At 63.2% G+C, this 26,823-nt stretch carries 24 protein-coding genes and 1 riboswitch; of the genes, 9 read left to right on the forward strand and 15 right to left on the reverse strand.

Features of this window, described 5'->3' with window-relative positions:
- Positions 1-88 precede the first annotated feature (88 nt).
- From NKJ78_RS23645 to NKJ78_RS23655, 3 genes are all read right to left on the reverse strand, one after another.
- Positions 89-856 (reverse strand): amino acid ABC transporter ATP-binding protein, encoded by a 768-nt coding sequence (locus NKJ78_RS23645; protein WP_352459868.1) that lies wholly within the window; start codon positions 854-856, stop codon positions 89-91.
- Positions 853-1,533: an amino acid ABC transporter permease gene (locus NKJ78_RS23650; protein WP_023713270.1), complete on the reverse strand. Its 681-nt coding sequence runs from the start codon at positions 1,531-1,533 to the stop codon at positions 853-855. Before NKJ78_RS23650 ends, NKJ78_RS23645 begins: the two co-directional genes overlap by 4 nt.
- Positions 1,534-1,670: 137 nt before the next feature.
- Positions 1,671-2,444, reverse strand: coding sequence for an amino acid ABC transporter substrate-binding protein (locus NKJ78_RS23655; protein WP_023707253.1), 774 nt, complete (start codon positions 2,442-2,444; stop codon positions 1,671-1,673).
- Between the two features lie 397 nt (positions 2,445-2,841).
- Here NKJ78_RS23655 and NKJ78_RS23660 point away from each other — a divergent pair, with 397 nt between their 5' ends.
- Positions 2,842-3,699 (forward strand): RNA polymerase factor sigma-32, encoded by an 858-nt coding sequence (locus NKJ78_RS23660; RefSeq protein ID WP_023731851.1) that lies wholly within the window; start codon positions 2,842-2,844, stop codon positions 3,697-3,699.
- An 82-nt stretch (positions 3,700-3,781) separates the two neighbouring features.
- Here the strand turns inward: NKJ78_RS23660 and NKJ78_RS23665 are convergent, their stop codons facing one another.
- From NKJ78_RS23665 to thiB, 4 genes are all read right to left on the reverse strand, one after another.
- Positions 3,782-5,188, reverse strand: a complete 1,407-nt coding sequence (locus NKJ78_RS23665; RefSeq protein WP_245260137.1) for a M48 family metalloprotease — start codon at positions 5,186-5,188, stop codon at positions 3,782-3,784.
- A 330-nt stretch (positions 5,189-5,518) separates the two neighbouring features.
- Complete coding sequence (gene thiQ, locus NKJ78_RS23670) at positions 5,519-6,283, reverse strand: thiamine ABC transporter ATP-binding protein (protein ID WP_352459869.1); 765 nt, start codon at positions 6,281-6,283, stop codon at positions 5,519-5,521.
- On the reverse strand, positions 6,280-7,887 hold the full coding sequence (gene thiP, locus NKJ78_RS23675; protein WP_352459870.1) for a thiamine/thiamine pyrophosphate ABC transporter permease: 1,608 nt from the start codon (positions 7,885-7,887) through the stop codon (positions 6,280-6,282). Before thiP ends, thiQ begins: the two co-directional genes overlap by 4 nt.
- Positions 7,888-8,136: 249 nt before the next feature.
- Complete coding sequence (thiB, locus tag NKJ78_RS23680) at positions 8,137-9,144, reverse strand: thiamine ABC transporter substrate binding subunit (protein WP_352459871.1); 1,008 nt, start codon at positions 9,142-9,144, stop codon at positions 8,137-8,139.
- Between the two features lie 43 nt (positions 9,145-9,187).
- A riboswitch (TPP riboswitch) is annotated at positions 9,188-9,302 on the reverse strand.
- Between the two features lie 162 nt (positions 9,303-9,464).
- Here thiB and NKJ78_RS23685 point away from each other — a divergent pair.
- Genes NKJ78_RS23685 through NKJ78_RS23700 form a run of 4 tightly spaced genes read left to right on the forward strand, consistent with a single transcriptional unit; the run spans position 9,465 to position 12,543 of the window.
- On the forward strand, positions 9,465-10,124 hold the full coding sequence (locus tag NKJ78_RS23685; RefSeq protein WP_023690494.1) for a thiamine diphosphokinase: 660 nt from the start codon (positions 9,465-9,467) through the stop codon (positions 10,122-10,124).
- Between the two features lies 1 nt (position 10,125).
- Positions 10,126-11,946 (forward strand): ABC-F family ATP-binding cassette domain-containing protein, encoded by a 1,821-nt coding sequence (locus NKJ78_RS23690; protein WP_352459872.1) that lies wholly within the window; start codon positions 10,126-10,128, stop codon positions 11,944-11,946.
- Between the two features lie 37 nt (positions 11,947-11,983).
- Positions 11,984-12,244, forward strand: a complete 261-nt coding sequence (locus tag NKJ78_RS23695) for a type II toxin-antitoxin system CcdA family antitoxin (protein ID WP_023685800.1) — start codon at positions 11,984-11,986, stop codon at positions 12,242-12,244.
- Positions 12,244-12,543 carry a CcdB family protein gene (locus NKJ78_RS23700; RefSeq protein WP_023707245.1) on the forward strand — a complete coding sequence of 100 codons (300 nt, stop codon included), beginning with the start codon at positions 12,244-12,246 and terminating at the stop codon, positions 12,541-12,543. The genes NKJ78_RS23695 and NKJ78_RS23700 overlap by 1 nt, the downstream gene beginning before the upstream one ends.
- Positions 12,544-12,569: 26 nt before the next feature.
- Here the strand turns inward: NKJ78_RS23700 and NKJ78_RS23705 are convergent, their stop codons facing one another.
- On the reverse strand, positions 12,570-14,228 hold the full coding sequence (locus NKJ78_RS23705) for a hypothetical protein (RefSeq protein ID WP_352562649.1): 1,659 nt from the start codon (positions 14,226-14,228) through the stop codon (positions 12,570-12,572).
- Between the two features lie 76 nt (positions 14,229-14,304).
- The gene (locus NKJ78_RS23710) at positions 14,305-15,603 is read right to left on the reverse strand and encodes an adenylosuccinate synthase (RefSeq protein WP_023684197.1); all 1,299 of its coding nucleotides are present in this window, start codon (positions 15,601-15,603) and stop codon (positions 14,305-14,307) included.
- A gap of 208 nt (positions 15,604-15,811) precedes the next feature.
- Between NKJ78_RS23710 and NKJ78_RS23715 the strand changes: the two genes are divergently transcribed.
- Both NKJ78_RS23715 and NKJ78_RS23720 read left to right on the forward strand, forming a co-directional pair.
- The gene (locus tag NKJ78_RS23715) at positions 15,812-16,717 is read left to right on the forward strand and encodes a DMT family transporter (RefSeq protein WP_352459874.1); all 906 of its coding nucleotides are present in this window, start codon (positions 15,812-15,814) and stop codon (positions 16,715-16,717) included.
- A 105-nt stretch (positions 16,718-16,822) separates the two neighbouring features.
- The gene (locus NKJ78_RS23720) at positions 16,823-17,287 is read left to right on the forward strand and encodes a DUF2231 domain-containing protein (protein WP_023755561.1); all 465 of its coding nucleotides are present in this window, start codon (positions 16,823-16,825) and stop codon (positions 17,285-17,287) included.
- 64 nt (positions 17,288-17,351) lie between these two features.
- Here the strand turns inward: NKJ78_RS23720 and serA are convergent, their stop codons facing one another.
- The 5 genes from serA to glmM form a co-directional block, all read right to left on the reverse strand.
- Positions 17,352-18,953 (reverse strand): phosphoglycerate dehydrogenase, encoded by a 1,602-nt coding sequence (gene serA / locus NKJ78_RS23725; RefSeq protein ID WP_023699182.1) that lies wholly within the window; start codon positions 18,951-18,953, stop codon positions 17,352-17,354.
- Between the two features lie 58 nt (positions 18,954-19,011).
- The gene (locus NKJ78_RS23730) at positions 19,012-20,187 is read right to left on the reverse strand and encodes a phosphoserine transaminase (RefSeq protein WP_023737853.1); all 1,176 of its coding nucleotides are present in this window, start codon (positions 20,185-20,187) and stop codon (positions 19,012-19,014) included.
- A gap of 201 nt (positions 20,188-20,388) precedes the next feature.
- Positions 20,389-21,159 (reverse strand): outer membrane protein, encoded by a 771-nt coding sequence (locus NKJ78_RS23735; RefSeq protein WP_023737854.1) that lies wholly within the window; start codon positions 21,157-21,159, stop codon positions 20,389-20,391.
- Between the two features lie 229 nt (positions 21,160-21,388).
- Positions 21,389-22,204, reverse strand: coding sequence for an outer membrane protein (locus tag NKJ78_RS23740; RefSeq protein ID WP_023684191.1), 816 nt, complete (start codon positions 22,202-22,204; stop codon positions 21,389-21,391).
- A 251-nt stretch (positions 22,205-22,455) separates the two neighbouring features.
- Positions 22,456-23,808 carry a phosphoglucosamine mutase gene (glmM, locus tag NKJ78_RS23745; protein ID WP_023673591.1) on the reverse strand — a complete coding sequence of 451 codons (1,353 nt, stop codon included), beginning with the start codon at positions 23,806-23,808 and terminating at the stop codon, positions 22,456-22,458.
- Between the two features lie 347 nt (positions 23,809-24,155).
- Here glmM and NKJ78_RS23750 point away from each other — a divergent pair, with 347 nt between their 5' ends.
- Entirely contained in the window at positions 24,156-25,157 is a 1,002-nt protein-coding gene (locus NKJ78_RS23750) for a hypothetical protein (protein ID WP_023737855.1), read from the forward strand.
- A 238-nt stretch (positions 25,158-25,395) separates the two neighbouring features.
- A complete protein-coding gene (locus NKJ78_RS23755) occupies positions 25,396-25,848 on the forward strand; it encodes a hypothetical protein (RefSeq protein ID WP_023688968.1) in 453 nt (150 codons plus the stop codon).
- Positions 25,849-25,921: 73 nt separating this feature from the next.
- Here NKJ78_RS23755 and NKJ78_RS23760 read toward each other — a convergent pair whose 3' ends face one another.
- Entirely contained in the window at positions 25,922-26,797 is an 876-nt protein-coding gene (locus NKJ78_RS23760) for an NAD(P)-dependent oxidoreductase (RefSeq protein WP_023737856.1), read from the reverse strand.
- Positions 26,798-26,823: the final 26 nt, after the last annotated feature.

Consider the following 26,823-nt stretch of genomic DNA (forward strand, 5'->3'; position numbering starts at 1 on the left):
GGTGGCTGCGAAGCAGCGAGGATGGGGACGACACCAGACCGCACCCGGACCTTCCGTCCGACCTCTTCACAAGGGGAACGTAGAAGGCTCAGCCGCCGGCTTCCTTCTTCGCCTCCTGCTTCAGCGTCGCAATAAAACGCTTGGTCCGTTCACGCTCCGGGTTGGAGAACACCACGGCGGACGGCCCCTTCTCGACGATGACGCCGGCGTCGAGGAACACCACCTCCTGCGCAATCTTGGAGGCAAGGCGAAGGTCGTGCGTGGCCATCACCATGGTCGTGCCTTCGCTGGCGAGTTTTCCCAGCACGTCGACCACTTCCTGCGCCAGTTCCGGATCGAGCGCCGAGGTCGGCTCGTCGCAAAGCAGCACTTTCGGCGACGGCGCCAGGGCGCGGGCGATCGCCACACGCTGCTGCTGGCCGCCCGACAGCGTTGCCGGCCAATCGTCCGCCTTGTGCGCCATGCCGACCTTCTCGAGCAGCGCCAGTGCCCGCTCGCGCGCCTTTGCCGTCGGCCATTTCAGCACCGTCACCAGGCCTTCCATGACGTTCTCGATCGCGGTGCGATGCGGGAACAGCTGGAAGTTCTGGAACACCATGCCGGTCTGCAGCCGCAGGCGCTGGATGTCGCGGCTGGGGATCTTGATGCCGGGACGGAATTCCAGCGTCTCGTCGCCGATGCGCACCATGCCCGAGGTCGGGATCTCCAACAGGTTGATGCAGCGCAGCAGTGTGCTCTTGCCGCCGCCGGAGGGGCCGACGAGCGCGGTGACGCTGCCTTCGGCAATGGTGACCGTCACGCCCTTCAGCACCAGATTGTCGCCGAAGCGCTTTTCGATGTCGGTGAGGCCGATCATGAGCGCGCCTCCAGGAAGCCGCCATAGCGGTTGAGCCGCTCCTCCAGCCGCGTCTGCAAGGCCGAAAGCACCGAGCTCATCGCCAGATAAAGGATCGCCGCCTCGACATAGAGGATCAGCGGTTCATAGGTGGTGGCGACGATGCGCTGCGCCGCCTGGAACATCTCCGGCACAGTGATGGCGGCGGCCAGCGACGTATCCTTGACCAGCGAGATGAAGGTGTTGGACAGCGGCGGCACGGCGACGCGGCCGGCTTGCGGCAGGACGGTGCGCCGCATCGCCTGGCTCCAGGTCATGCCGATCGAATAGGCCGCCTCCCACTGGCCCTTCGGCACCGAGCCGATCACGGCGCGGATAATTTCCGAACTGTAGGCGCCTATGTTGAGGGTGAAGCCAATCAGCGCCGCCGGAAAAGCGTCCAGCAATATGCCGACCGAAGGCAGGCCGTAAAAGATCAGGAACAGCTGCACCAGAAGCGGCGTGCCGCGAAAGATCCAGACATAGAAGCGGACCACGGCAACCAGAGGCTTGGGACCGAACAGCCGCACCAGGGCGACAACCAGGCCGACGAACAGGCCGAGTGCGAACGATAGCAATGTCAGCGGTACGGTGAAGATCAACGCCGCCCACAGCAGTGTCGGCAACGAGTCCAGCATCAGGTGTAGCCAGTGCGGCACGAACGGCTCCTCCTTCACAGACCGCCGCGGTGACGGCAGTGCGATTGTGTGCTTCTCATATCATGCGAAAAACGGCGAGCCGTCAAAGACGGCCCGCCGCTATTGGTCATTGCCGGCAAACCGCCGGGAGATGGTCTTTACTGCGAGACATCCTGGCCGAAATAGGTATCGGCGATCCTCTTGTAGGTGCCGTCGGCCTTGATGTCGGCCAGCGCCTTATTGATCGCCGCGACCAGCTCCGGATCACCCTTGCGCACGATGACGCCGGAATAGTCGGCGTTCTCTTCCTGCGCGGCGATCTTCACATTGGCGTCCGGCTTGTGCTTCTTGAAGTCGAGGAAAGACAGGCTGTCATTGATGGTGGCGTCGGCGCGGCCGGTGAGCAGCAGCTGGATCGACTGGTCGAAGCCGTCGGTGCCGACGAGTTCGGCGCCGTTGGTCTCGGCGAGCTTGCCGAAATTCGATGTCAACGACTGTGCCGACTTCTTGCCCTTGAGGTCGGCGAAGGTCTTGATGTCGGTGTTGTCGCCGCGCACGATCAGCACGGCCTTGGAGGCGATGTAAGGATCGGAGAAATCGTACTTGGCCTTGCGCGCGTCGGTGATGCCGACCTCGTTGATCACGGCGTCGTAGCGGTTGGCGTCGAGGCCGGCGATCAGCCCGTCCCATTTGCCTTCGAGGAACTCGACCTTGACGCCGAGCTTGTCGCCGATCGCCTTGGCGATCTCGACGTCGAAGCCGACCAGCGCGCCGGAAGCATCATGATAGGTGAAGGGCGCATAGGTGCCTTCGGTGCCGACTTTGAGGGTGCCGGCCTGCTTGATCTGGTCAAGATTGGCGCCGGCATGGCCTGATGTAACAGCCAGAACCTGAAGCGTTCCGGCAACGATGAGCGAATTGAGCCATTTCATTTCTGTGTGATCCCGTCCTTGGCCGGTGTCCGGCGCTTGTGAGAGCCGGAAACTGACAGATACAGCGCAGCAAAATAAGGAACCAGATTTCAAAAAAACGACGATCCAGAAATCAGATTCTCAAAGCAGCTCGGATCGGTGCCAATAGTCCCGATCTGCGGCGTCGATGCGCCCTGTCGGACCGCACAAAACAACCGCCCTCGGCGGCGGAACCAATCCCCGGTGTGGCACGTTCATGGCTTGTTGTAGGGCGCCGCGTTTCCATTTCAAGAACCCTTGGCTGCGCTAGGCCCGAAGCAATTCCAGGAAAGTGGGAAAGCGGTTTCCTTCGGAATTGCGTCAAACAGAGATAACGGCCGCCAGGCCGTCCGAAAATGTCCGGGAGCAGGAGCGCGGCATGATCGAAGACACGGCAGGACGGACCATGGTCCGCACGGCAATGAAAGCCCCCTACCTCGAGCGCGATGAGGAACATGTTCTCGCCTTGCGCTGGAAGGAAGACCAGGATCAGCAGGCGCTGCATCAGATCACCGTCGCCCATATGCGGCTGGTCATTTCCATGGCTTCGAAATTCCGACATTACGGCCTGCCGCTCGGCGATCTGGTCCAGGAGGGCCATGTCGGGCTGCTGGAAGCAGCCGCGCGTTTCGAGCCGGAGCGCGAGGTGCGCTTCTCGACCTATGCGACCTGGTGGATCCGCGCTTCGATGCAGGATTATATCCTGCGCAACTGGTCGATCGTTCGCGGCGGCACCTCTTCGGCGCAAAAGGCGCTGTTCTTCAACCTGCGGCGCCTGCGCGCCCGTCTTGCCAATGGCGCCGAGCCGATTTCCAACGCCACGCTCTACCGCGAAGTCTCGGTAGCCCTCGGCGTCTCCGAGGCCGATGTCGCGAAGATGGATTCCAGGCTTTCAGCACCTGACTCTTCGCTCAACGCACCGCTCGCCGACGAAGCCGGCACCACCGAGCGGATGGACTTCCTGATTTCGGACGATCCATTGCCCGACGAGGTCGCCGGCGACACCATCGACGTCGAACGGCGCCTGATGTGGCTGAAGACGGCGCTCCGCGCGCTCAATGCCCGCGAACTCAGGATCATCGAGGAGCGCCGGCTGACCGACGAAGGTGCGACGCTTGAGGCGCTCGGCGAGACCCTCGGTATTTCCAAGGAGCGTGTCCGCCAGATCGAGGCCCGCGCCATGGAAAAGCTCAAGCTCGCGCTGGTCAAGCAGAACCCCGAATTCATGGCAGCGTGAGATTGCCAGGAACAGGGGTACCGCCCTGAGTTATCTCAGAAAAAAGCACTACGAAGGCTGGGGTTTCTGACGAAGACCGGCGCTATCTGTCCGTGACGATCTTGACCTTGTCGCCGGCCGAAACCGAGGCGCCCGGCGACATCGCGTTGAGCACGCGGAACAGATCGAGCTTGCGGTCGACGCCGACCATCTGCGCCGAAAGTGTGCCCATCGTCTGCCCGGCCTGTACCGTGACGACGCGGATATGCAGCGGCTTCAGTGCCGCCTTCTCGGCGGGGCTGAGCACGCGGAACGAACCGCTGACCGAGCGTGCCACCGGATCGAGTGTCGTGCTGGCCGAGGGGGCCGCTGTCAACAGCCGGTAGACCTGACCGCCGGCGCGGATCACCGCAATGTCGAACTGCCAGCCATCGGCGCCGGCGTGCGCGGTCGCCGCCTGGTTGCCGTCGATCGTCTCCTGGCGCACACTGGTCTCGTCGAGACCGGCCACCCAGCCGCTTCTGATGTAGTCGGTCAGCGCACGATCCTTGTCGATCGACACACCGTCGAAGCGGATCGCCATGTCGCCGGGACCGGTCGCCGTCACTGCCGCCGCCGAATTGTCGATGATGAAGCCGTCGGGCACCGTGAACGAAACGCCGAGGCCCGGATGCAGGAAGGTCTGGCCGCGCACATAGCCCTCTTCCGGCGTGTCGCCATAGAGCAGGCCGTCTATCCCGGCCAGGAAGGAATCGCGGTCGCGGGTGCCGATGCCCGGCGCGCCGAACTGGCGGGCGTGGCGCTGCGCCAGATCAATTCGCTGCGGCGTGTTGGGGTGCGTGGCCAGGAAGTCGAGGCTGGCGTCGGTGGCGCCGCTGATCGAGCGGAAATCGGTATAGGCCGACATCGACTGCAGGAAACGCCCGGCGGCATAGGGATCGTAACCCGCCTCGCCGATCGACTTGATGCCGATCGCGTCTGCCTCCAGCTCCTGGTTGCGCGAGAACTGCGCCAGCCTCAGCTTGCCGCGGATCAATGCCTGCTTGGCGGTCGGGCTGTCGCCCAGCACATCGGAGACCACCTTGGTCGCCAGGCCTTCCTCGGCCTCGAGCTGCTGGCGCTGCAATCCGTGATTGGCGGTGACGTGGCCCATCTCATGCGCGATGACGGCGGCGAGTTCGGCCGAATCATTGGCCAGCGCCAGCAGGCCGCGGGTGACGTAGAGATAGCCGCCCGGCAGCGCGAAAGCGTTGACGTTGGGCGAATTGAGGATGGTGATGCGATAGGTCTGGGTCGGATTGGCCGACACCACGGTCAGGCTGCCGACAACCTTGGCCACCATGCGCTCGAGCTTGGGATCGGAATATTCGCCGCCATAGGTGGCAAGGATGCGCGGATGTTGCGCCTTCGCCAGTTCGGCAAGCTTGCTGTTGGCGGCGACATTGTCGACCGTGATCGGCTTGTCGGAAGGCTGGAAGCCGGATTCCTGCACTTCGGGAGGCGTGAACATCTGGCAGCTGGCCAGCGCCACGGCAAGGCCGGCCAGCGCGAGGAAGCGCACCAGCGGTCTGCGTTTCAAAGTGTCAGTGCCGGTCGGCAGCACGGCGTTCCTTCAGCTCTCGGCGCATGATTTGGACCGGGGTCCGCGCCAGCGAAAAATCGGTTTTCGTTGGCAATCCTGCACACATCAAAAAACCTACAGCGTTTACGCATCCGGCCGGGTGCGGCGCTGTAGGGGCAAATCACGGCTCGTGCCGGACCAGTACTAAGCGGACCTAGCCACATCGACTGGACCATGGCAAGCAAGCGCCACATCACCTGTAGCCGGTTTGGTCGTAAATTATGTCCGCTTCCGGGCAATATCGCGTGATCCGCCCGAACTTGCGCCGATATAGCGCCGAAACGCTTCAGGGCCAGTGCCGTCGAAAAAATCGGCGGCAGGTCCCGTCGCGGCAACCCTGCCATTGTCCAGAAAAACCATCTGCTCGCCGATACGGCGAGCGTCTTCCGGCTGATGCGTGACGAACAGCACCGTCATCGCCCGCTCGGCATGAACGCCGGCCACCAGGTCGAGCATGTCGTCGCGCAGTGCTGGCCCGAGCGAAGCGAACGGCTCGTCGAGCAGCAGCACTGGCCGGTCGCGCACCAGAACGCGGGCGAGCGCCACGCGCTGCCTTTCGCCGCCGGAGAGTTCGCGGGGCAGGCGCATTTCCTTGCCGGCCAGGCCGACGCGGTCAAGCGCCTCGGCGATTGCGGCGCGATCGGCGTCGGTCAGGTTGAGCGATGGCGAGCGGCCGAGCCCGACATTCTTCTCCACCGAGAGATGAGCAAACAGATTGTTTTCCTGGAATACCATCGATACCGGCCGCGCCGAAGGCGGCTCGGCGCCGACATCGGCGCCGCCGATCAGCACACGACCGGACTCCGGCGTCTCGAAACCAGCCACCAGATTGAGCAAGGTCGATTTGCCCGAACCACTTGCCCCCATGATGGCGGTGATCTTAGATGTATCGAATTCGACATCGAACAGGAATGACGTTTCGCCATAGCTGAACGAGACCTTGTCCAGCCGGACAGTCGTGCCTTTCTCCACAGCGGACGTCACGATCTCTCTCCCCGTCCCAGCCAGTCTGCCGCGACCACCAATGCAAGGCAGACCGCCCCGAGCAGCAAAGCCAGCCCGGCAGCATCGGCCGTGCGATAGCTGCCCATGCGCGCCAGCAGGAGATAGGGCAAGGTCTGCACCGAATCGCTGCCGAACAGCGCGATGACGCCGAGATCGCCGAGCGACAGCGCCACGGCGAAGGCAAAGCCGGTGGCCAGCGGCCGCCGGAGCGATGGCCAGTCGACCAGAAGCAGCCGGTTCCAGCCCGCAATGCCGAGCTGCGCGCACAGCTTTTCGTGGCGCTCGCTGGCCGCATCATAGGCCGGGCGCATCGCGCGGATGGCAAAGGGCATCGCCATCACCGCATTGACGGTGACGACCATGACCGGCGCGATGGCAAAGACATCGCTGACCGTGCGCAGCAGGAGAAACCAGCCGGCGCCGATGACGACGGGCGGCACGACGAGGACGAAGCCGGCGCCGGTGTCGGTGGCATGCTCGAGCAATGAACGGGCACTGGACCGGCGGCGCAGCGACAATGCCCGACGCGCCATGATCAGCGACAGCGACAGCGCCACCGAAAGTAGCGCCGCCGAGAAGGCGAGACCGGCGCTGGTCAGCGTCGCCTGACGCACGGCACTCTCGCCCGCCAACCGGCCGAGATCGGCGTCGAGGCCGGACGCGACGGTGGCCGCCATTGGTCCGGCGACGAACAGCAAGGCGAGCACGATCAGGACGGCGTTGAACGCTGTTTCTGCTTTGCCGGCCAAGTGATAGCGGCGCGGCGCGACAGGCAAATTGGCGTCGCCGGTCACATTGGCGCCGAGCCGCGTCAGCGCCAGCATGACGGCAAAAGTCAGCGCGATCTGCAGCACCGTCAGCGTCACCGCTCGCGCCGGATCGAAGTCGAAACGCAGCGCCTGATAGATGGCGACTTCCAGCGTCGTCGCCGCCGGCCCGCCGCCGAGGATCAGCACGATGGTGAAGGAGGTGATGCAAAGCATGAAGACAAGCCCGGCGACGCCCGGCAGCGCGGCGCGCAGCACCGGCCACTCGATCAGCCGGAAGGCTGGCCTCGCCCCCATGCCGAGCTGGCTCGCCAGCCGCCATTGATCGGCCGGCACCGTTCCCAGCGCTTCGAGGAACAGCCGGGTGGCCAGCGGCAGGTTGAAGAAGACGTGGGCGACGAGGATGCCTGGCAGCCCATAGATGTCGGGCCAGCTCTGGCCACCGATCGCGGCGAAATAACCGGCGCGGCCATAGAGCGCCAGTATGCCCAGCGCTGCGACAATCGCCGGCAAGGCAAGGGGCACAGTAAACAGCTGCAGGATGAAGCCGCGTCCGAAGAAGCGCGGATGCCGCGACAGCGCGCGGGCGACGAACAGCGCCGGTACGACGGAAAGCAGAGTCGAGAGCGCAGCCTGCCAGAGCGTGAAGCGGACAACGCGCACGAGATAGAGGTCAAAGGCGGACGCGGCGCCGGAAAGGTCGTGCGCGCCTTCCCGGATAAGGCCGGCGAAGGCGCCACCGATCAGCAGCGCGATTGCCGCAAGCGCGACAATGCCGGCCGTGATGCGGGGGTCAGAGGGATAGTGCGCACGCATTTCGTGCTATCCAACCCTACATCGCATGTTGGCTGCTGACGGAAATATTTCACGGAGGTCGAGTTCCCGCCCACCCCCCTCTGTCCTGCCGGACATCTCCCCCGCAAGGGGGGAGATTAGCAGCTTCGCTCCCCGCCCCATCCTCGCCGCGTTGGAGGTTGACGAAAGCTTTCGAGCGCTTGATCTCCCCCCTTGCGGGGGAGATGGCCGGCAGGCCAGAGGGGGGTGTTCAAGCGCCATCCTGAATTCCTACTTGCTCATCACCGCCAGCCATTCATCCACCCAGGCCTTGCGATTTGCCGCGACCTCTTCCGGGCTGAACAGCAAGGTCTTCGCCGGCTTGACCAGCCTATCAAAAGCCGGATTGAGCGGCTTGTCGGTTTTCCCGGCCGGGAACATCCAGTTGGTCTCCGGAATGACATCCTGGAATTTCGGCCCGGTCATGAAGGCCAGGAACTTCGCCGCCAGCGGGTTCTTCGCGCCCGTGGTGGTGATGCCGGCGACCTCGACCTGCAGATACTCGCCCTCCTCGAACGACGCCGCCTGGAAGCGCCCGGTGTTCTCGGCCACCATGTGGTAGGCCGGCGACGTCGTATAGGAAAGCACCATCGGCGCCTCGCCCTTGGTGAACAGGCCGTAGGCCTCGCTCCAGCCCGGCGTCACCGTCAGCACTTTGCCCTTGAGTTTCGCCCAGGCTTCCGGCGCCCTGTCGCCATAGACCGACTTGACCCACAGCAGCAGGCCGAGGCCCGGCGTCGACGTCCTCGGATCCTGGATGACGATCTTGTCGGCGGCATCGCCCTCGACCAGTTCCTTCAGGCTCTTCGGTGGGTTCTTCAGCTTCTCGGTGTCGTGGACGACGGCGAAATAACCATAATCATAGGGCACGAAAGTGTCGTCGCTCCAGCCGCCCGGCACGTTGTTTTCAGCCACCGCGCCATGTCGGACAAACAGGCCGGAAGCCTTGGCTTCCGCGGTGAGGTTGGTGTCGAGGCCAAGCACGATATCTGCTTTGGTCGAGGCTCCTTCCAGCTTGACGCGGTTGAGAAGTGCGACGCCGTCGGCCGCCGAGACGAAGTCGACGCTGCAGCCGCACTCGGCTTCGAATTCCTTCTTCACCTGGGGGCCCGGACCCCAGTCGGCAGTGAAACTCTCATAGGTATAGATCGTGAGTTTTTCCTGCGCGGACGCAGAGCTTGCCAGTAGCGAAACAGCAAGCCCCAGCGCTGGGACAAGACGGGACAAAAACATGCGCATCGGCGCCTCCTTCATTCGTGTTGAAAGGAATTGAGGCGTCGGGCTGTCCGAAGCGTCTAATCCCTCCGCCGGTACAAACCGGATCAGGTTCAGCGGGTTGGCGAGACTGCCTCTCAGCCGGTCCGCGAAGATCGCGTCCGGCACCCCGTTAGAGCGTTTCGACACATAGGCCCGGCCAAGGTGCCACGCAAGTGGAAGTTTGCCCGAGCATGATCCCGGAAAGTGGAATCCGTTTCCGGAAAAAGATCATGCTCCAACAAAGAGTGACGGTGCCGCTCGGCCTTCCGTTTCGTCGGCGGGGCTGGTAAGGGCCAGCGGATATGAGCACATTCACCATCCTGCTTGGCGGCGATCTCGTCCGCACGCCGCGGCTCGACCGCCAGGTCGCGGGCACGCGCGTCATCGCCGCCGACGCCGGCATCGATCATGCCCGCCTGCTCGGCGTGATGCCGGAGCTGTGGGTCGGCGATTTCGATTCCGTGCCGGCGGACCTGCCTGCCGATCTCGCCGCCGTGCCGCGGGAGGTGTTTCCTCCCGAAAAGGACAAGACCGATGGCGAACTGGCGATCGCGGCGGCATTGGAACGCGGCGCCACCAGCCTGGTGCTGGCCGGCGCTTTCGGCGGCAAGCGCGCCGACCACGCCTTCCTCCATCTGGCGCTCAGCCTGCGGCTGGCCGAGGCCGGCACAAAATTGCTGTTGACCAGCGGAGCGCAGGAAGGCGCCCCTCTGCTGCCTGGCAAGGCCGGCTTCGACTATGCCGACGGAACGCTGTTTTCGGTGCTCGGCTTTTCCGATCTTTCGGGCCTCACCGTGTCCGGCGCGAAGTGGCCGCTCGACCATGTCGAGGTCGTGTTCGGCTCGTCGCTGACCATCTCGAACGAGGTCAAGTCCAACACGACCGGGGGCGGCCTCGAAATCGCGCTCGGCCATGGCCGCGCGCTGCTGCTCGCCCACCCCTACCCCTTGCCTGAAAGCTGACATGGCCCCGCCCCTTCTCAACCTCGACGGGATAAGACTGACCTTTGGCGGCACGCCGCTGCTCGATGGCGCCGAACTGACGGCGTCCGCCGGTGACAAGATCGCGCTCGTCGGCCGCAACGGCTCCGGCAAGTCGACGCTCCTGAAGATTGCTGCTGGTCTGATCGAGCCGCAAGACGGCGAGGTCTTCCGCCAGCCTTCGGCAACGGTGCGCTATCTCCCGCAAATGCCCGACATGGACGGCTTTGCCAATGTGCGTGCCTATGTCGAGGCTGGGCTTGGGCCTGCCGACGATCCCTACCGCGCCACATATCTGATGGAGCATCTCGGCCTCGCCGGCACGGAGAACCCCAACGATCTCTCCGGTGGCGAGGCGCGCCGCGCAGCACTTGCCCGCGTCATGGCGCCCGAACCCGATATTCTGCTGCTTGACGAGCCGACCAACCATCTCGATTTGTCGGTCATCGAATGGCTGGAAGAGGAGCTCGTCCGGACGTCTTCGGCGCTGATCGTCATCTCGCACGACCGACGCTTCCTCGAACGCGTCTCGCGCGCCACTGTCTGGCTCGACCGTGGCCAGACCCGCCGCCTCGACAAGGGCTTTGGCCATTTCGAGGAATGGCGCGACCTTGTGCTGGAAGAGGAAGAGCGCGAACAGCACAAGCTGGGCCGCCAGATCGTGCGCGAGGAGCATTGGCTGCGCTATGGCGTGACGGCTCGCCGCAAACGCAACATGCGCCGCCTGGGCGAACTGCAGACCATGCGCCAGCGTTTTCGCGGCCATCGCGGCGCCGAGGGCTCGGCCACCATGGTGGCCAGCGACGCCGCCGAATCCGGCAAGCTGGTGATCGAGGCCAAGAACATCGAAAAGAGCTTTGGCGACCTCACCGTGGTCAAAGGCTTCTCGACCCGCATCCAGCGCGGCGATCGCATCGGCCTTGTCGGGCCGAACGGCGCCGGCAAGACGACGCTGTTGAAGATGCTCACCGGCGAGATGAAGCCCGACGCCGGCTCGGTGCGGCTCGGCACCAATCTGGAAATCGCCACGCTCGACCAGAAGCGCGAGGCGGTCGATCCGGCCGAGACCCTGGCGCAGTATCTCACGGACGGGCGCGGCGAAAACCTCGTCATCAATGGCGAGCAGCGCCATGTCGTGTCCTACATGAAGGATTTCCTGTTCAAGCCGGAACAGGCGCGCACCCCGGTGCGCGAGCTGTCCGGCGGCGAACGGGCGCGGCTGCTCCTGGCGCGTGTTCTGGCGCGGCCGGCCAACCTTCTGGTGCTCGACGAGCCGACCAACGATCTCGACATGGAGACGCTGGAACTGTTGCAGGAACTTGTCGCCGGCTTTGCCGGCACGGTCATCCTGGTCAGCCACGACCGCGACTTCCTCGACCGCACCGTCACCAGCATCATCGCCCCGGACGGAGGCGGCCGCTGGATCGAATATGCCGGTGGCTATTCCGACATGGTCGCGCAGCGCGGCGGCACCCGGCTCGACGACCGCAAGGCGCGCGCCAAGGCCGAAGCCAGCGATGCGCCGGCGCCGGGCAAGAGCGAGCCGGCAGCGCCAAAAGGGCCGTCTAAGAAACTGTCGTTCAAGCAGAAATTCGCTCTGGAATCCTTGCCCAAGAAGATCGAGGCGATAATGGCCTCGATCTCGCGGTTGGAAAACAACATTGCCGATCCCGCCTATTACGAGCGCGACCCGGCCTCGTTCCAAAAGACCATCGCCGCCCTCGACAAAGAACGCGCCACGCTGGCCGCACTCGAGGAAGAGTGGCTGGAACTGGAAATGCTGCGTGAGGAGATGGAGGGGTAGCATTGCCTGCGGTCTTTTATGCGCGTATGTTGTGCGCATGAAAGGAGGCATCTCCGTGCTTCAATCGACGCCAAAAACTCAGCGGACCTCTGTGAACACGTCCATTGACTCTCAGTTGATCAAGGACGCCAAAGCGTTGGGCATCAACATCTCCCGCGCTGCCGAAGCAGGGATCGCGAAAGCGATTGCGGCGGAGAAAACGCGTCGATGGCAAGAAGAAAACAGGGAAGCCATCGAAAGCTCCAACGAATATGTCCGAAAGAACGGACTGCCATTGGCTAAACACCGGCCGTTCTGATGGCGCGTTACGATTTCTATCGGAGTACCGAGAGCGACGGTTATCTTCTCGACGTGCAGTCAGATATGCTTGAAGGGCTGAGCACGACGGTGGTCGTTCCTTTGATGCCGCCCGAGATTGCCCCGCTTCCTGGCCGCCGCCTGAACCCGACCTTCGCTATAAACGGCAAAGATCTTGTGATGGTGACACAGTTTGTGTCGGCCTTCAGCGCGTCCGAATTGCGGATGCCAGAGGGAAACCTTTCTAGACATCACGACGACATCGTCGCCGCGCTCGACATGCTGTTCCAGGGCTTCTGAGCGAAGGCAGCCGCTACTGCCGCCCGTCAACCTGCCGTCTTGGCCTGCCAGGCCTTCAGCGCCTCGTCGAACACCTTCTCGCCCGGAATGCCCTTTTCCATGGTCAGCAGCGCCCGGCGTCCGGTCTTGTAGACCACCGGCACGTCGATCCAGTCCTGGCCTCGAAGCAAGGTCATATTGGCGTCCTCGTCGGCCTTGGTGTCGTTGAGCGCCACCAGGAAGAAGCCGTCGGCGATCTTGGCCGGAATGCCGATCAGCGGGCTGCCGGCATCCTGTTCCGAACTCTTCATGGCGACGCGCAGGATGTTGTCGACGCCACCGCCGTCAAAGCCCTCGGGCGTCAGGAAGATCATCTCGATGATGTGGCTGGCCGGCAGCGTCTGGTCGGTATTGCGGCGGATGGTCATGCGCAGCTGGATGTCCTTGCCGGGAATGGTCGCCTCGGCGCGGATCGCCGGCTCGGGCGGCAGGTCGCCGCCGGGCGATTCCTGCACCAGTGACCAGACGATGCTGCCGGGTTCGGCCGAACCTTGCGCCGTCGAGGTGCGTTCCTCGTAGAAGATCGCCTTCTGGCCGACCGCAACGGTCGGCGCGGGAGCGGCGGCCGCCGGCGCAGCGGGCGGCGTGCCGGCCGCGGGCGGCGTGGCGGCGGCATCAGCCGGTGCTGCCCCGTTGGCCGGCGGAGCGACGCCATCGGCGCGCGGCGTTGCCGGTGGCGTGGCGGAAGCGTCGGGCGCCGGCGGGGCGGGCGCCCCCGGGGCGGCGGCGTCGCCCGCCGGCGGGGTCGCAGGCGCTGGAGCCGCAGGTGGCGCTGGAGCCGGGGGTGGCGGTGTGGTCAGCGCGGCGACGGACTCGCCCTCGCCGATGCCGCTTTGACCGGCCGCGGGACCGGGATCGGTCTCACCGCCTTCGGGCGACAGGCGCTGGGTGAACTTCGTTCCCTCGCCGGCAGGAGCCGGTGCGGGTGCATCGGCCGCGGGCTTGGCCGGCGCCGGCTTTACCAGCGGTTCGGTCGAGACCGTCTTGGTGTCGCCGCCGAGGCCCAGCATCGAGCCAAAGGCATCCTTGTTCAGCCAGATGCCATAGCCACCGCCGGCCACCACCAAAAGCGCGACGACAGCCGCGATCAACCCGCCATAGCTGCGCCTGCGCTCGGCGGGGCGCAGGCGTTGGAACGTGTCCGCCGCCGGCTGCTCGTCATTGGCAAAGACATCGGCGCTGTCGTCGTCGGCGTCCAGCTCCGCGGCTTGCTTGTCGATGGTTTCTGCACGCGCCACAGGCGGAGGCGGTGTCGGAGCGGGCCTCTGCCAGCTCGGCTCTGTCCTGGTGGTCGGCGCCGGCTGCACGGGTTTCGCCGGCTGCCAGGCCGGCGCAGGCGTGGCGGAAGGCTTTACATGACTGGACTGGTTCTTGTTGCGGTCTATGGAGGAGAAGATGTGCTCCAGCTCCGCCAGCGGATCGGATGCCGGCAGTGCCCTGGCATAGTCGCGCTCGACGCTCGAGATGGCATCTTCCAGGGATCGCTTCTGCGTGCTTATGGCTTCGGCGGCCAGCGGCGGCGAATACTCCGCAAGCTTCTTCGCCAGCATGGTACGAACGCTTTCATAGATCCGCGTACGCTTTTCGGGCGTTTCGTCGCCGTGCTTGTCGAGCGCCTTTTTCAGAATAGCAACGAAATCTGCCATGCTTCAGTCGACCTGTATTTTGTTTCCGCGCCGGCCCCCCCAAATCGGCCGCGATGCCCGGAAAGGCTTCAGAAAACTAGTCTTGAAACGGATCGGTCACAAGTATCGTGTCGTCCCGTTCCGGGCTGGTGGAAAGGAGCGCGACGGGTGCCCCGATCAGCTCCTCGATGTAACGGACATATTTGACGGCCTGCGCCGGAAGGTCGTTCCAGCTGCGCGCGCCGGCTGTGGTGCCTTTCCAGCCTTCGAGCGTCTCGTAGACCGGCTCGACACGCGCCTGCGCGCCCTGGCTGGCCGGCAGATAGTCGATCGTTTCGCCGTCGAGACGGTAGCCGGTGCAGACCTTGATCTCATCCAGCCCGTCGAGCACGTCGAGTTTGGTCAGGGCGATGCCCTTGATACCGTTGACGGCGACGGCCTGGCGCACCAGCACGGCGTCGAACCAGCCGCAACGGCGTTTGCGCCCGGTGACGACGCCGAATTCGTGGCCACGCGTACCGAGAAATTCGCCGATCTCGTTCTTCTGCTCGGTCGGGAACGGGCCTTCGCCGACACGCGTCGTATAGGCCTTGGTGATGCCCAGGACATAGCCGATGGCGCCGGGGCCCACCCCCGAGCCGGCGGCTGCCTGGCCGGCAACGGTGTTGGACGAGGTGACGAACGGATAGGTGCCGTGGTCGATGTCGAGCAGCGTGCCTTGCGCGCCCTCGAACAGGATGCGTTCGCCGGCGCGGCGCTTGTCGTCGAGGATTTTCCAGACGCGGTCCATATAGGGCAGGATCTCATCGGCGACCGAGGTCAGCTCGGTCATGATCGCCTCATGCGTGACTTCGCCATGGCCAAGCCCGCGACGCAGCGCATTGTGATGCGTCAGCAGCCTGTCGACCTTGAGAGGCAGCGTTTCCAAATCCGCCAGATCCATCACCCGAACCGCGCGCCGGCCCACCTTGTCTTCATAGGCTGGGCCGATGCCACGACGCGTCGTGCCAATTTTCGTCCCGGAATTGGAGGCGGCGTCCTCGCGGAATCCGTCCAGCTCCCGGTGCAGCGACAGGATAAGCGCCGTGTTTTCGGCTATTTTCAGGCGGTCCGGCGTGACCTCGACGCCTTGCGCCTTGAGTTTCGCCACTTCCGCGACAAAGGCGTGCGGGTCGAAGACGACGCCATTGCCGATGATCGACAGCTTGCCTTGCCGCACCACGCCCGACGGCAGCAGCGACAGTTTGTAGACCTTGCCGTCGACGACCAGCGTATGGCCGGCATTGTGGCCGCCCTGGAAGCGCACGACCACGTCGGCGCGCTCCGACAACCAGTCGACGATCTTGCCCTTGCCTTCGTCGCCCCATTGCGAGCCGACGACCACCACATTGGCCATGTTTCTTTTCCCTTGAGATGCCGCCCTGGCGGCCTGGATATGGTTCGAAACGACAGGCCTCTATAGCGTCAAGACCTCGCAAGCGCGACCTTTCTTTGCCGTCGAAAATGCCCTGAGGCACAACAATTTTCGGCTTTGACATCATTTACTTGCGTCGGCGGGGGCAATAGGCCGGCAAACACAACTTCCCAGGCGGCCGGAATCCCGCATGCATCGACGCGCCTACCTGTTCCTGCTGCTGACCACCTTGCTGTGGGGCGGCAATTCCGTCGCCGGCAAGCTGGCGGTCGGTCACGTCTCGCCGATGACGCTGGTCTTCCTGCGCTGGGTGCTGGCCGTCGCGATCCTGCTGCCGATCGGCTGGCGCACGATCAGGGAGGACTGGCCGGTGGTGCGCAAACACTGGTTCGTCCTGGCTGCACTTGGCGCCAGCGGCTTCACTCTGTTCAACACCATTTTCTACACCGCGCTCAACTACACGACGGCGATCAATGTCTCGATCGAACAGGCGGCGATGCCGGTCTTGATCATCATTGCCAATTTCTTCTTCTTCCGCCTGCGCGTGAGCTGGGCTCAGATTGCGGGCGTGGTGCTGACCATCTTCGGCGTCATCTTGACTGCCTGCCACGGCGATCCGCGCCGGCTGCTCACATTGGAACTCAATTTCGGCGACGCCATCATGCTGGTCGCGGTCGTCCTCTACAGCAGTTATTCGGTCGGGCTGCGGCTGAAGCCGGTGATGCGCTGGCAGAGCCTGATGTTGTCCCTGGCGATCGCTGCCCTCATCACCTCGCTGCCGTTCTTCCTGTGGGAGGTCGCCGCCGGCAAGGTTATCGTCCCCGATATCAGCGGCTGGGTTGTCATCGTCTATACCGCGATCGGCGCTTCGGTCATTTCGCAGATCACTTACATCAGGGGCAACGAACTGATCGGCGCCAACCGTGCCGGGCTGTTCATCAATCTGGTGCCGATCTTCGGCACGCTGCTGTCAGTGCTGATCGTCGGCGAGACATTCCAGCTCTACCAGGCGCTGGCGCTCATCCTGGTGCTGGGCGGCATTTCGCTCGCCGAATACAGCGGGCGCAAGATGGCGGCACCGGGCCGCCGCGGATAACATTTGGCTGCTGCCGCGCTGCGCCGCCGTCGCGATAACTGCTGCCGCGCGCCGACCTGGAACATTTTACCTCTGGCGGAGTTTGCTTGCGTGGGAGGCAACAAGATGAGCCATAACCCTCGCAGCACAGCAAGCATTGCCGGTCACCCCATTCATCCAATGCTGATTCCGTTTCCGATCGCCTTCTTTGTCGGCACCTTCGTTTGCGATCTGATTTTCTGGCAAACAGCCGATCCCGGGTGGGTCACCGGATCGCTTTGGCTTCTCGGCGCCGGCCTGATCATGGGCGCCTTGGCCGCTCTTACCGGCCTGACGGATGTCCTCGGCGATGTTCAGATCCGCAATCTCACGACGGCATGGCTCCATGCCGGCGGCAACGTGCTCGTCGTGCTGATCGAGCTTTATAACTGGTACTCGCGTTATGTCGGTGGAGCGGCGGCTGTGATCCCGACCGGCTTTATCTTGTCGCTGATCGTGGTTCTGATCCTGCTGTTTACAGGGTGGAAGGGCTGGGAACTGGTCTATCGGCATCGCGTAGGCGTCTCCGACGGCTCAGACGAATTGACCTGAACCGGGCTCCGCGACGGCCGCCCCAATGATGGGGGGAGGGCCGCCGCATCCGCCACGCCGTCAACTACATTGCGTTGACGTCGAACTGCAGCCGCTTGGCCGAGTCGATGGACTTGTGCGCCTTGACCTGTTCCAGCACTTTCTCCGGGAACGGCGCGTCGAGATAGAGCAGCGCGATCGCGTCGCCGCCCGGCCGGTTGCGGCCGAGCTGGAAGTTGGCGATGTTGACGCCGTTCTCGCCGCACACCGTGCCGAGCAGGCCGATAATGCCGGGCGCATCGGCATTGGTTGTGTAGAGCATGTGCTGGCCGACCTCGGCGTCGAGATTGATGCCCTTGATCTGGATGAAGCGCGGCTTACCGTCGGAGAAGCAGGTGCCGGCGATCGAGCGCGTCATGTGCTCGGTCTTCACCGTCAGCTTGATGTAGCCGTCGAACACGCCCGACTTGTCGCGCTTGACCTCGGCGACGATGATGCCGCGCTCCTTCACCATGATCGGCGCCGACACCATATTGACGTCGGCGACCTGCGGCCGGATCAGTCCGGCAAGCGCGGCACTGATCAGGGCACGCGTGTTCATCGTCGCGGTCGAGCCGTCGAACAGGATCTCGACCTCGTTGATCGGGTCCTCGGTGACTTGGCCGACAAAGGCGCCGAGCACTTCGGCGAGCTTGACGAACGGCTTTAGCCGCGGTGCTTCCTCGGCCGTGATCGAGGGCATGTTGATGGCATTCGAAACCGCGCCCTTGATCAGATAGTCGGCCATCTGCTCGGCCACCTGGAGCGCGACATTTTCCTGCGCTTCCGCTGTCGAGGCGCCCAGATGCGGCGTTGCCACCACATTCTCCATGCCGAACAGCGCGTTGTTCTCCGCCGGTTCGACCTCGAACACATCGACGCCGGCGCCCGCCACCTTGCCGCTCTTCAGCGCCGCGACCAGGTCGGCTTCGACGATGAGCCCGCCACGCGCGCAATTGATGATGCGCACGCCGTTCTTCATTTTGGCGATCGCCGCCGCGTCGATGATGTTGCGCGTCTTGTCGGTCAGCGGCGTGTGCAGCGTGATGAAATCGGCGCGGGCGAAAAGCTCGTCCAGCTCGACCTTGTCGACGCCGAGTTCCTCGGCGCGCTTGTCCGACAGGAACGGATCGAAGGCGACGACATGCATCTTCAGGCCGACGCCGCGCGTGGCAACGATCGAGCCGATATTGCCGCAGCCGATGACGCCCAGCGTCTTGCCGGTGATCTCGACGCCCATGAAGCGGTTCTTTTCCCATTTGCCGGCATGGGTCGAGGCATTGGCCTCCGGGATCTGCCGGGCGAGTGCAAAGATCATCGCCACCGCATGTTCGGCCGTGGTGATCGAATTGCCGAAGGGCGTGTTCATCACGATGATGCCCTTGCGGCTCGCCGCGGGGATGTCGACATTGTCGACACCGATGCCGGCGCGGCCGACGACCTTGAGTCTTGTCGCTGCGTTGATCAGTTTTTCCGTGACCTTGGTCGCCGAGCGGATGGCAAGGCCATCATACTGGCCGATGACTTCGAGCAGCTTTTCCTTGTCCTTGCCGAGATCGGGCAAATAGTCGACCTCGATACCGCGGTCCTTGAATATCTGGACGGCGGTGGTGGAGAGTTTGTCAGAGACGAGAACGCGGGGCGCCATGGCGGCCTCCTTGAACTGGATTGTCGGGAAAGGGCGGCCCGCAGGCCACCACGAAATCTCAGGCTGCGGCCTTCAGCGAAGCCTTCTGCGTGGCGAAGGCCCAGTCGAGCCAAGGCAGCAGCGCTTCGAGATCGGAGGTCTCGACGGTGGCGCCGCACCAGATGCGCAGACCGGGAGGTGCGTCACGATAGGAGCCGATGTCGTACGCGACGCCTTCCTTGTCGAGCACAGAGACGATCGCCTTGGCGAAAGCCGCCTGCCCGTTGGCGTCGAGCGCCGCGACATCGGCGTCGGTGAAGGACAGACATACGGACGTGTTGGACCGTGTCGCCGCATCGACCGCGAGATGGCCGAGCCAGGACGACTTGTCGACAAAGCCATCGAGCACGGCGGCATTGGCATCGGCTCTGGCAATCAACGCATCGAGACCGCCGATCGACTTCGCCCAATGAAGCGCATCGAGATAGTCCTCGACGCACAGCATCGACGGCGTGTTGATGGTCTCGCCGTTGAAGATGCCTTCGATCAGCTTGCCGCCCGAGGTCAGGCGGAAGATTTTCGGCAGCGGCCACGCCGGCTTGTAGGTTTCCAGTCGCTCGACGGCGCGAGGCGACAGGATCAGCATGCCGTGTGCGCCCTCGCCGCCCAGCACTTTCTGCCAGGAGAAGGTGACGACGTCGAGCTTCTGGAAATCGAGCTTTTGCGCGAATGCCGCTGAGGTGGCATCGCAGATGGTCAGGCCCTTGCGATCCGCCGGTATGAAATCGCCATTCGGCACGCGCACGCCTGAGGTCGTGCCGTTCCAGGTGAAGACCACATCGCGGTCGAAATCGATCTTGGTGAGATCCGGCAGTTCGCCATAGCCTGCCTCGACCTTTCTGATATCGGCGAGCTTCAGCTGCTTGACGACATCGGTCACCCAGCCCGAGCCAAAGCTTTCCCATGCCACCATGTCGACACCGCGTTCACCGAGCAGCGACCACAGCGCCATCTCGACAGCACCCGTGTCCGACGCCGGCACGATGCCGATGCGGTAATCGGCCGGAACCTGGAGAATCTCGCGCGTCAGCTCGATCGCCTGTTCGAGCTTGGTCTTGCCGATCTTGGCGCGGTGGGAACGGCCGAGCGCAGCATTCTTCAGTGCCTCGACCGACCAGCCGGGGCGTTTTGCGCAGGGACCTGAGGAGAAATTGGGATTTGCCGGACGGAGTCCGGGCTTCGTATGCGTCGTCATCGTGGTCTATCCTTCCAGATAGTGGCCCCTCGTTGGGGAGGGGTGGCCCACGGACGGCGATATGCGTTCAGCCCTCAGGCGTCAAGAGGAAAGTTTTTGTCGCTGGCGGGATACCGGCGATACGGGATCAGCATGTCGTGGGCTAAAACGCAAACAGCGGATCGAAGGGATCCGCCGTTGGGCTTCCGAACAGCAAGCTTCCTACCAGAGGTCGTAGCGCAGGCCGAGCTTGACCTGATGATTGCTGATGCCCTTGCGGATCGGATAGGAGGTCAGGCTCTCGGCCGTGACATATTCGGCATCCGGCGTGGAGAAGTACTGGTAGCCGAGATCTACAGAAACATTCTTGGTCACCTGATAGGCCAGGCCCGCATCCAGCGTGTAGGCGAGGGAATACTGGGTCTTGTTGTCGTTCCGGACGAAATCATCCGTAGGGTCGACATTGTCGGTGAAGTAACTCGCCGACAGCTTGTATTTGCTCCGGACCAGCCCAATGCCGGCGCCGAGGTAGGGCGTGATCCCGACATAAGTGCCGAGATCGACATAGCCATTGACCATGCCCGACAGGGAATAATTTTGCAGCGATGCCGACGCGATGGTCGCACCACCCGGCGGCGGCGTCGCCGAATCGTCAAAGCCGACGCCGATCTTGTTGCCGGGCAGATAGCCAAGATTGACGTCGCCGCGCAGATAGTCGTTGAAGTGGTAGCCGAAGCCGATGCTGGCAAAGGCCGGATCCTGCTTCTCGCTGAAGCTCGCGGGGGCGAAGGTGAAATCCTGATCCTCGTAGCTCTTCTGCGCCAGATAAGAGACGTCGCCGCGCAGATACCAGCCCGAGCCGACCTCGACCGGTTGATAGTCCGGCGCCTGATCGACATAGATCGGCGGATCGTAGTCCGCGGCCTGCGCCGGCGTCAGCGGCACAAGGACGAGTGCGGCGAGCGCCGGCGCTGTCAGCGATTTGAAATTCATGGGTCCCCGGCTCCTGAAATTGGCGCCCGTCATTTTGATCGCAAGCGCCGTTTCACCAAGCATTGTTAACCATAGTGGTTAAGTCAGGGTTAAGGATAACGCGGCGTACCGAATTGATTTCAATTGGGTTTCTTCGGCACACGCGGCCGGTTGAAAACGCGCAAGCATCGGCAAACGAAAACCGCCCGGCAAGACCGGGCGGTTCGCGAATTCCTGGATTTCGAAGCGACTACTTGGTGTAGATCGGCTCCGGCTCTGGAACGTAGGGCTCCGGCGATGTGCAACCATTATTGCCGCCGAACTGATAGCGCAGACCGCCTCGTACCTCATGTGTGTTGATGCCATGGTCGAAGCCGGGCCCGGAACTGCTCACGTCGAAGTCGAACATGCGGCCCCCCTCAATGTGAGAGTAGCGATAGCCGGCATCCAGGATCACCCTGTCGGTAAGGCAATAGGACGCGCCGGCCATGAGCGCGTAGGCAAAGCGCCAATTCTTCGACCCGGGGTTGGTCTCGGTTGTGTTCGGGTCGTGGACGGTATCCCATTTGACGTGCGCGCCGCCGATGCCAGCGCCAACATAAGGCGTGATGCCGTGCCAGGTGCCGATATCGTAATAGGCGTTGGCCAAGAGCAGCAATGCGCTCATTTTCGACACTTCGACCGAGGTCGTAACGCCATCGTTGGTTGATCCGTTGAAGTCCGAAGCGAACCAATAGTCGGCTGTCAGGTCGGTACGGAAATGATCGTTGATCTTGTAGCCAATGCCGGCGCCGAGTGAGAAGCCGCCCTTAAGCTCGCCGGAATCGAAAACATTGCTGCCGGGAGGCGGCCCGTAGGTGATATAGTCGATGCCGCGCAAATCCGATTTATGATAGTCGATGTCGCCGCGGATGTACCAGCCGCCGAAATCGGCCGGCTGCTCGTAGGCGATCGGCGCCGGCGCCTCTTCGACCACCGGCGGCTCCGCCAGATCGGCGGCGAATACTGGCCCGGCCACACCTGCGAACAGCGCGGCAAGGAGGGCCTTTTTTGCTGTATTGAACATGTTTGTCACCCCTGAGAACCGTCGGGAAAGTCCAACTTGCCCGAATGTGATTGACCTCAGTTGTGGATAATGAATTGGAAAAGTTAAAAGGCGTTTAACCCTGTCGATTAACCACGAATTCTCGACATTTTAGCAAACAGTCTCCGCCGGCATAACGCTGGGACCAACCCTGGCCGAAACAAAAAGCCCGCCTGCAGGCGGGCTTGAAGTCTTGAGCCGGCAGTTCGCCCCTGCCGTTGGACGCAGCGCAATCAGGCGGCGCTGCGCGTTTCCGAAATAATGTCGACGATGTCGTTGACCACGGCCTCGACCAGCTGTGGGTCGTCGCCCTCGGCCATGACGCGGATCAGCGGCTCGGTGCCGGAGGGCCGTATGACCAGGCGGCCGGCCTTGCCGAGACGGTTGCGCGCGTCTTCGATCACCGCCTTGACCGTGGCTTCCTCAAGCGGCTTGCCGCCGGCGATGCGGACATTCTTCAACAGCTGCGGCACCGGCTCGAATTTCTTCGACAATTCGCTGACCGGCCGGTTCTGCCGCTTGATGCAGGCCAGCACCTGCAGAGCCGAGACCAGCCCGTCGCCAGTGGTCGAGAAATCGGACAGCACAATGTGGCCCGACTGCTCGCCGCCGACATTCAACCCGTGCGCGCGCATATGTTCCACGACATAGCGGTCGCCGACCTTGGTGCGATGCAGTTGCAGCTTCATGTCGCCAAGGAAGCGTTCGAGGCCGAGATTGGACATCACCGTCGAGACGACGCCGCCGCCGGCCAGTCGCCCGCTCTGGTGCCAGGACTCGGCGATCAGCGCCATGATCTGGTCACCGTCGACGATGGTGCCGTTCTCGTCGACGATGACGACACGGTCGGCATCGCCGTCGAGTGCGATGCCGATATCGGCGCGCACTTCATGCACCTTCTTCTGCAGGCCGGCCGGATGGGTCGAGCCGCATTCCTTGTTGATGTTAAAACCGTTCGGATCGACATTGATGGCAATGACCTCGGCGCCCAGTTCCCAAAGTGCTGCTGGCGCCACCTTGTAGGCCGCGCCGTTGGCGCAATCGACGACGATCCTGAGACCCGACAGCGACATTGAGCGCGGCAGCGTGCGCTTGGCGAATTCGATGTAGCGGTCATGCACGCCGTCGACGCGCTTGGCGCGGCCAAGTCCGTCGGAATCGGCGAGCGCCAGTTCGATATCCTTGTCGAGCATGCTCTCGATGCGCTCCTCGATCTCGTCGGAGAGCTTGTAGCCATCGGGACCGAACAGCTTGATGCCGTTGTCGTAATAGGGATTGTGCGAGGCCGAGATCATGACGCCGATATCGGCACGCAGCGAGCGTACCAGCATGGCGACCGCCGGTGTCGGGATCGGGCCGAGCAGGAACACATCCATGCCGGCCGCGCACAGGCCGGACACCATGGCGTTTTCGATCATGTAGCCGGACAGCCTGGTATCCTTGCCGAGCACGACGCGGTGGCGATGGCTGCCGCGCTGGAACGAGAGGCCGGCGGCCATGCCGACCCGCATCGCGATCTCAGCCGTCATCGGAAACTTGTTGGCGCGCCCGCGAATGCCGTCGGTGCCAAAATAACGTCCTGCCATGCTTGCCAGAATCCCCGTCGGTTTTTCAGCCGGCTCGTAATGCCACAATTGGTCCGAGCCCGACTATCACATTGTGTGATTGTATATTACCAATTCTTAGAAAATCATTGTAGCAGGCTGTTCTGAGCGTTGGGCAACGTACCATGACACGGTGTTGCCGCAATATAGCATTCACACTGGGCCACACCGCGCAGATTGGGCCGGTAAGCCGGACTGTTGGAGTGGGCAGATCGCAATGGATCCATCACCTTATCGGGAGAACGCCGTTTAGCATCTGGCGCAGCCTAGCGTTGAGAGCTATTGATTGACACAGGTACAACCTATGGGCGCAGCAACGGGAGAAACGCATGCTCATCCACCGACTTGCAACTTTGACGGGTCTTGCCGTCGCAACCTTGTTCATGGCGGCGCCCGCCAGCGCGCTGACCATGGCCCAGTGTAGTACCAAGTATAATGCCGCCAAGGACGCCGGCACGCTGAACGGGCAGACCTGGAATCAGTATCGGAAGGCCGAGTGCGGCACCGACGCGGCGGCCACCACCGAGACCGCAAAGCCGGCGGCCAAGAAGGCCGCTGCGGCCAAGACGGACACGACCAAGGCCGCCGCTGCTGATGATGGCGCCAAGAGTCTGACGGCCAAGGAATGCAGCGCTAAGTACCAGGCTGCCAAGGCCGCCGGTACGCTCAATGGCGCAAAGTGGAACGACTTCCGCAAGACCGAATGCGCCGCCGGCGCATCCGCCGCGGCAGAACCGGCCAAGGCCACGACCAAGGCCGCAGCCACAACCGACGATGGCGCCAAGGGCCTGACGGCCAAGGAATGCAGCACCAAATACCAGGCGGCAAAGGCCGCCGGCACGCTGAACGGCGTGAAGTGGAACGACTTCCGCAAGACCGAATGCGCCGCCGGGGCCTCGGCCGCGGCAGCACCCGCCAAGGCAACCACCAAGGCAGCTGCCGACAGCAGCGGCAAGGGCCTGAGCATGGCCGATTGCAGCGCCAAGTACCAGGCTGCCAAGTCTGCCAATACGCTGGGCGGCAAGAAGTGGAACGACTTCCGCAAGGCCGAATGCGGCGCAGGCGCAGATGACGACGACACCGTGCCGGCTCCGAGCGAGGCGACCTATACCAGCGAGCCCGAGAAGCCCTCGGTCAGCGCTCCCAAGGGCGTGAAGTTCCCGGCCGCGATCTCGAAGAAATATGCCGGCGAGACCCCGGCCAAGGGCCGCATGCATACCTGCCTCGAGGTGTATTATGCCAACAAGGACGCCAACACGCTGAATGGCCTGCGCTGGATCCAGAAGGGCGGCGGCTTCTACAGTCTCTGCAATGCCAAGCTGAAGAGCTGATCGCGTAGCCATATTCTCCAGACAGAGGCCCGCGCATCGCAGCATGCGCGGGCCTTTTTGTTGCGCTCGAAGACACCTGGCGTTGCTCGCGTTTACATATCGCGGAAGCTGTCGGCATCATCTATTCGCCCACACTGCCCACCGCAGACTTATGGTTGGCGCAAAGATTCCAATTGAACATATGCAGAACAAATGGTATACAAAAGGACATCGAACTTTTGTCAACCAGGAGGGTCTTATGTCCAGATTGAAATTGGCGGCATTGGCTGTGACGGCATGGATTGCGTGGAGCGTCGCCCCTGCAAGCGCACTGACGATGAAGGAATGCGGCGAGGCCTATCGCACAGCCAAGGAAGGCGGCACTCTGAACGGCATGGATTGGACCGCTTTCCGCACCGAGAAATGCGCGACGTCAGCTGCGGAGAGTGCCAATGCGGATGCGGTCAAAACCGAGCCGCAGTCGCAGAAGGAAACCAGCGCGGCGGTCGCCCCCGCTGTAGCGCCGACGGGCGTGACATTCCCGACCACCCTCGCCGCCGAATTCAAGACCGAGAAGCCCTCGAAGGCGCGGATGAAGACCTGCCTGCAGGGCTACCACGGCAACAAGGACGCGGGTACGTTGAACGGCCTTCGCTGGATCCAGAAGGGCGGCGGCTATTACAGCCTCTGCAACGCCAAGCTGAAGAGCTGATCGACCAGCAGCGTTTGAAGATCGAAGGCCCCCAACCGCAAGGTTGGCGGGCCTTCTCTTGGGTCTTGCCCCGTCAAGCGCCTTGTTTCGAGAGCTGGAGCAGTGCGACCAGTCTTGTAAGATCGGCATTGGCCTGGCCGGCAGCCACCCCGCGCTTCATCAGGCTTTGCATCGGCAAGACGAGTTCGGTGCTGACATCAGCCGACCTGCTGGCATCGATGAGATTGACGTAGGCATCAGCCTGCATGCCCAGGTTGGAAACGACATTGCTGGTGTGATCGCCACTGTCGATCTGTTCCGCCCACTTCGGCAGTAGGCCTTGCATCGACTGAAGCCAGGAGGCCAGCAGCGGCATGAACTCGCCGGCAGGGATTCCTGCTGCGCCCGTCAATGCCAACGCTTGCAGAACGCCCGCGAACATGCCGTACATGCCGGTCAGAAGCGAAATATCATAGAGCGGCGCGAGGCCTGGATCCTCACCGAGATATTTGCTGGTGCCGAGCGCTCCGAGCTGCCCCGAACAGGCATCGAACGCCTGGCGCGAACCGCTGTAGAGAATCAAGGCGTGCGGCCCGCCCACCATCGGCGGCACCGCCATGATGCCGCCGTCGATATAGCTGGCGCCCTGGCTCACCGCCCAACCCGACATCGCCCGCGCCTGCTCGGGCGTGCCGTTGGTGAGATTGACCAATGTGCGGCCCGACAGCGCGTCTCGGCTTGGGCCGAGCACCTCACCAACGGTGTCATAGACAAGCAGGCACGCCACGATCAGTGGACTCGATCTGACGGCTTCCTCGACACTCTTGGCCACAGTGGCGCCCTTGGCTGCCAAAGCCTCAGCCTTTGCCGGAGAACGGTTCCACACCGTCACCGCATGTCCCTGGTTTAGAAAGGCTTCCGCAAGCGCCGTGCCCATGGCGCCGAGACCGATTACTGTTATGTCGCTCATTCTGCTTCTCCTTGGTTTCGTTGCGC

The organism is Mesorhizobium sp. M0037 (assembly GCF_040323635.1).
Classification (GTDB): Bacteria; Pseudomonadota; Alphaproteobacteria; order Rhizobiales; family Rhizobiaceae; genus Mesorhizobium.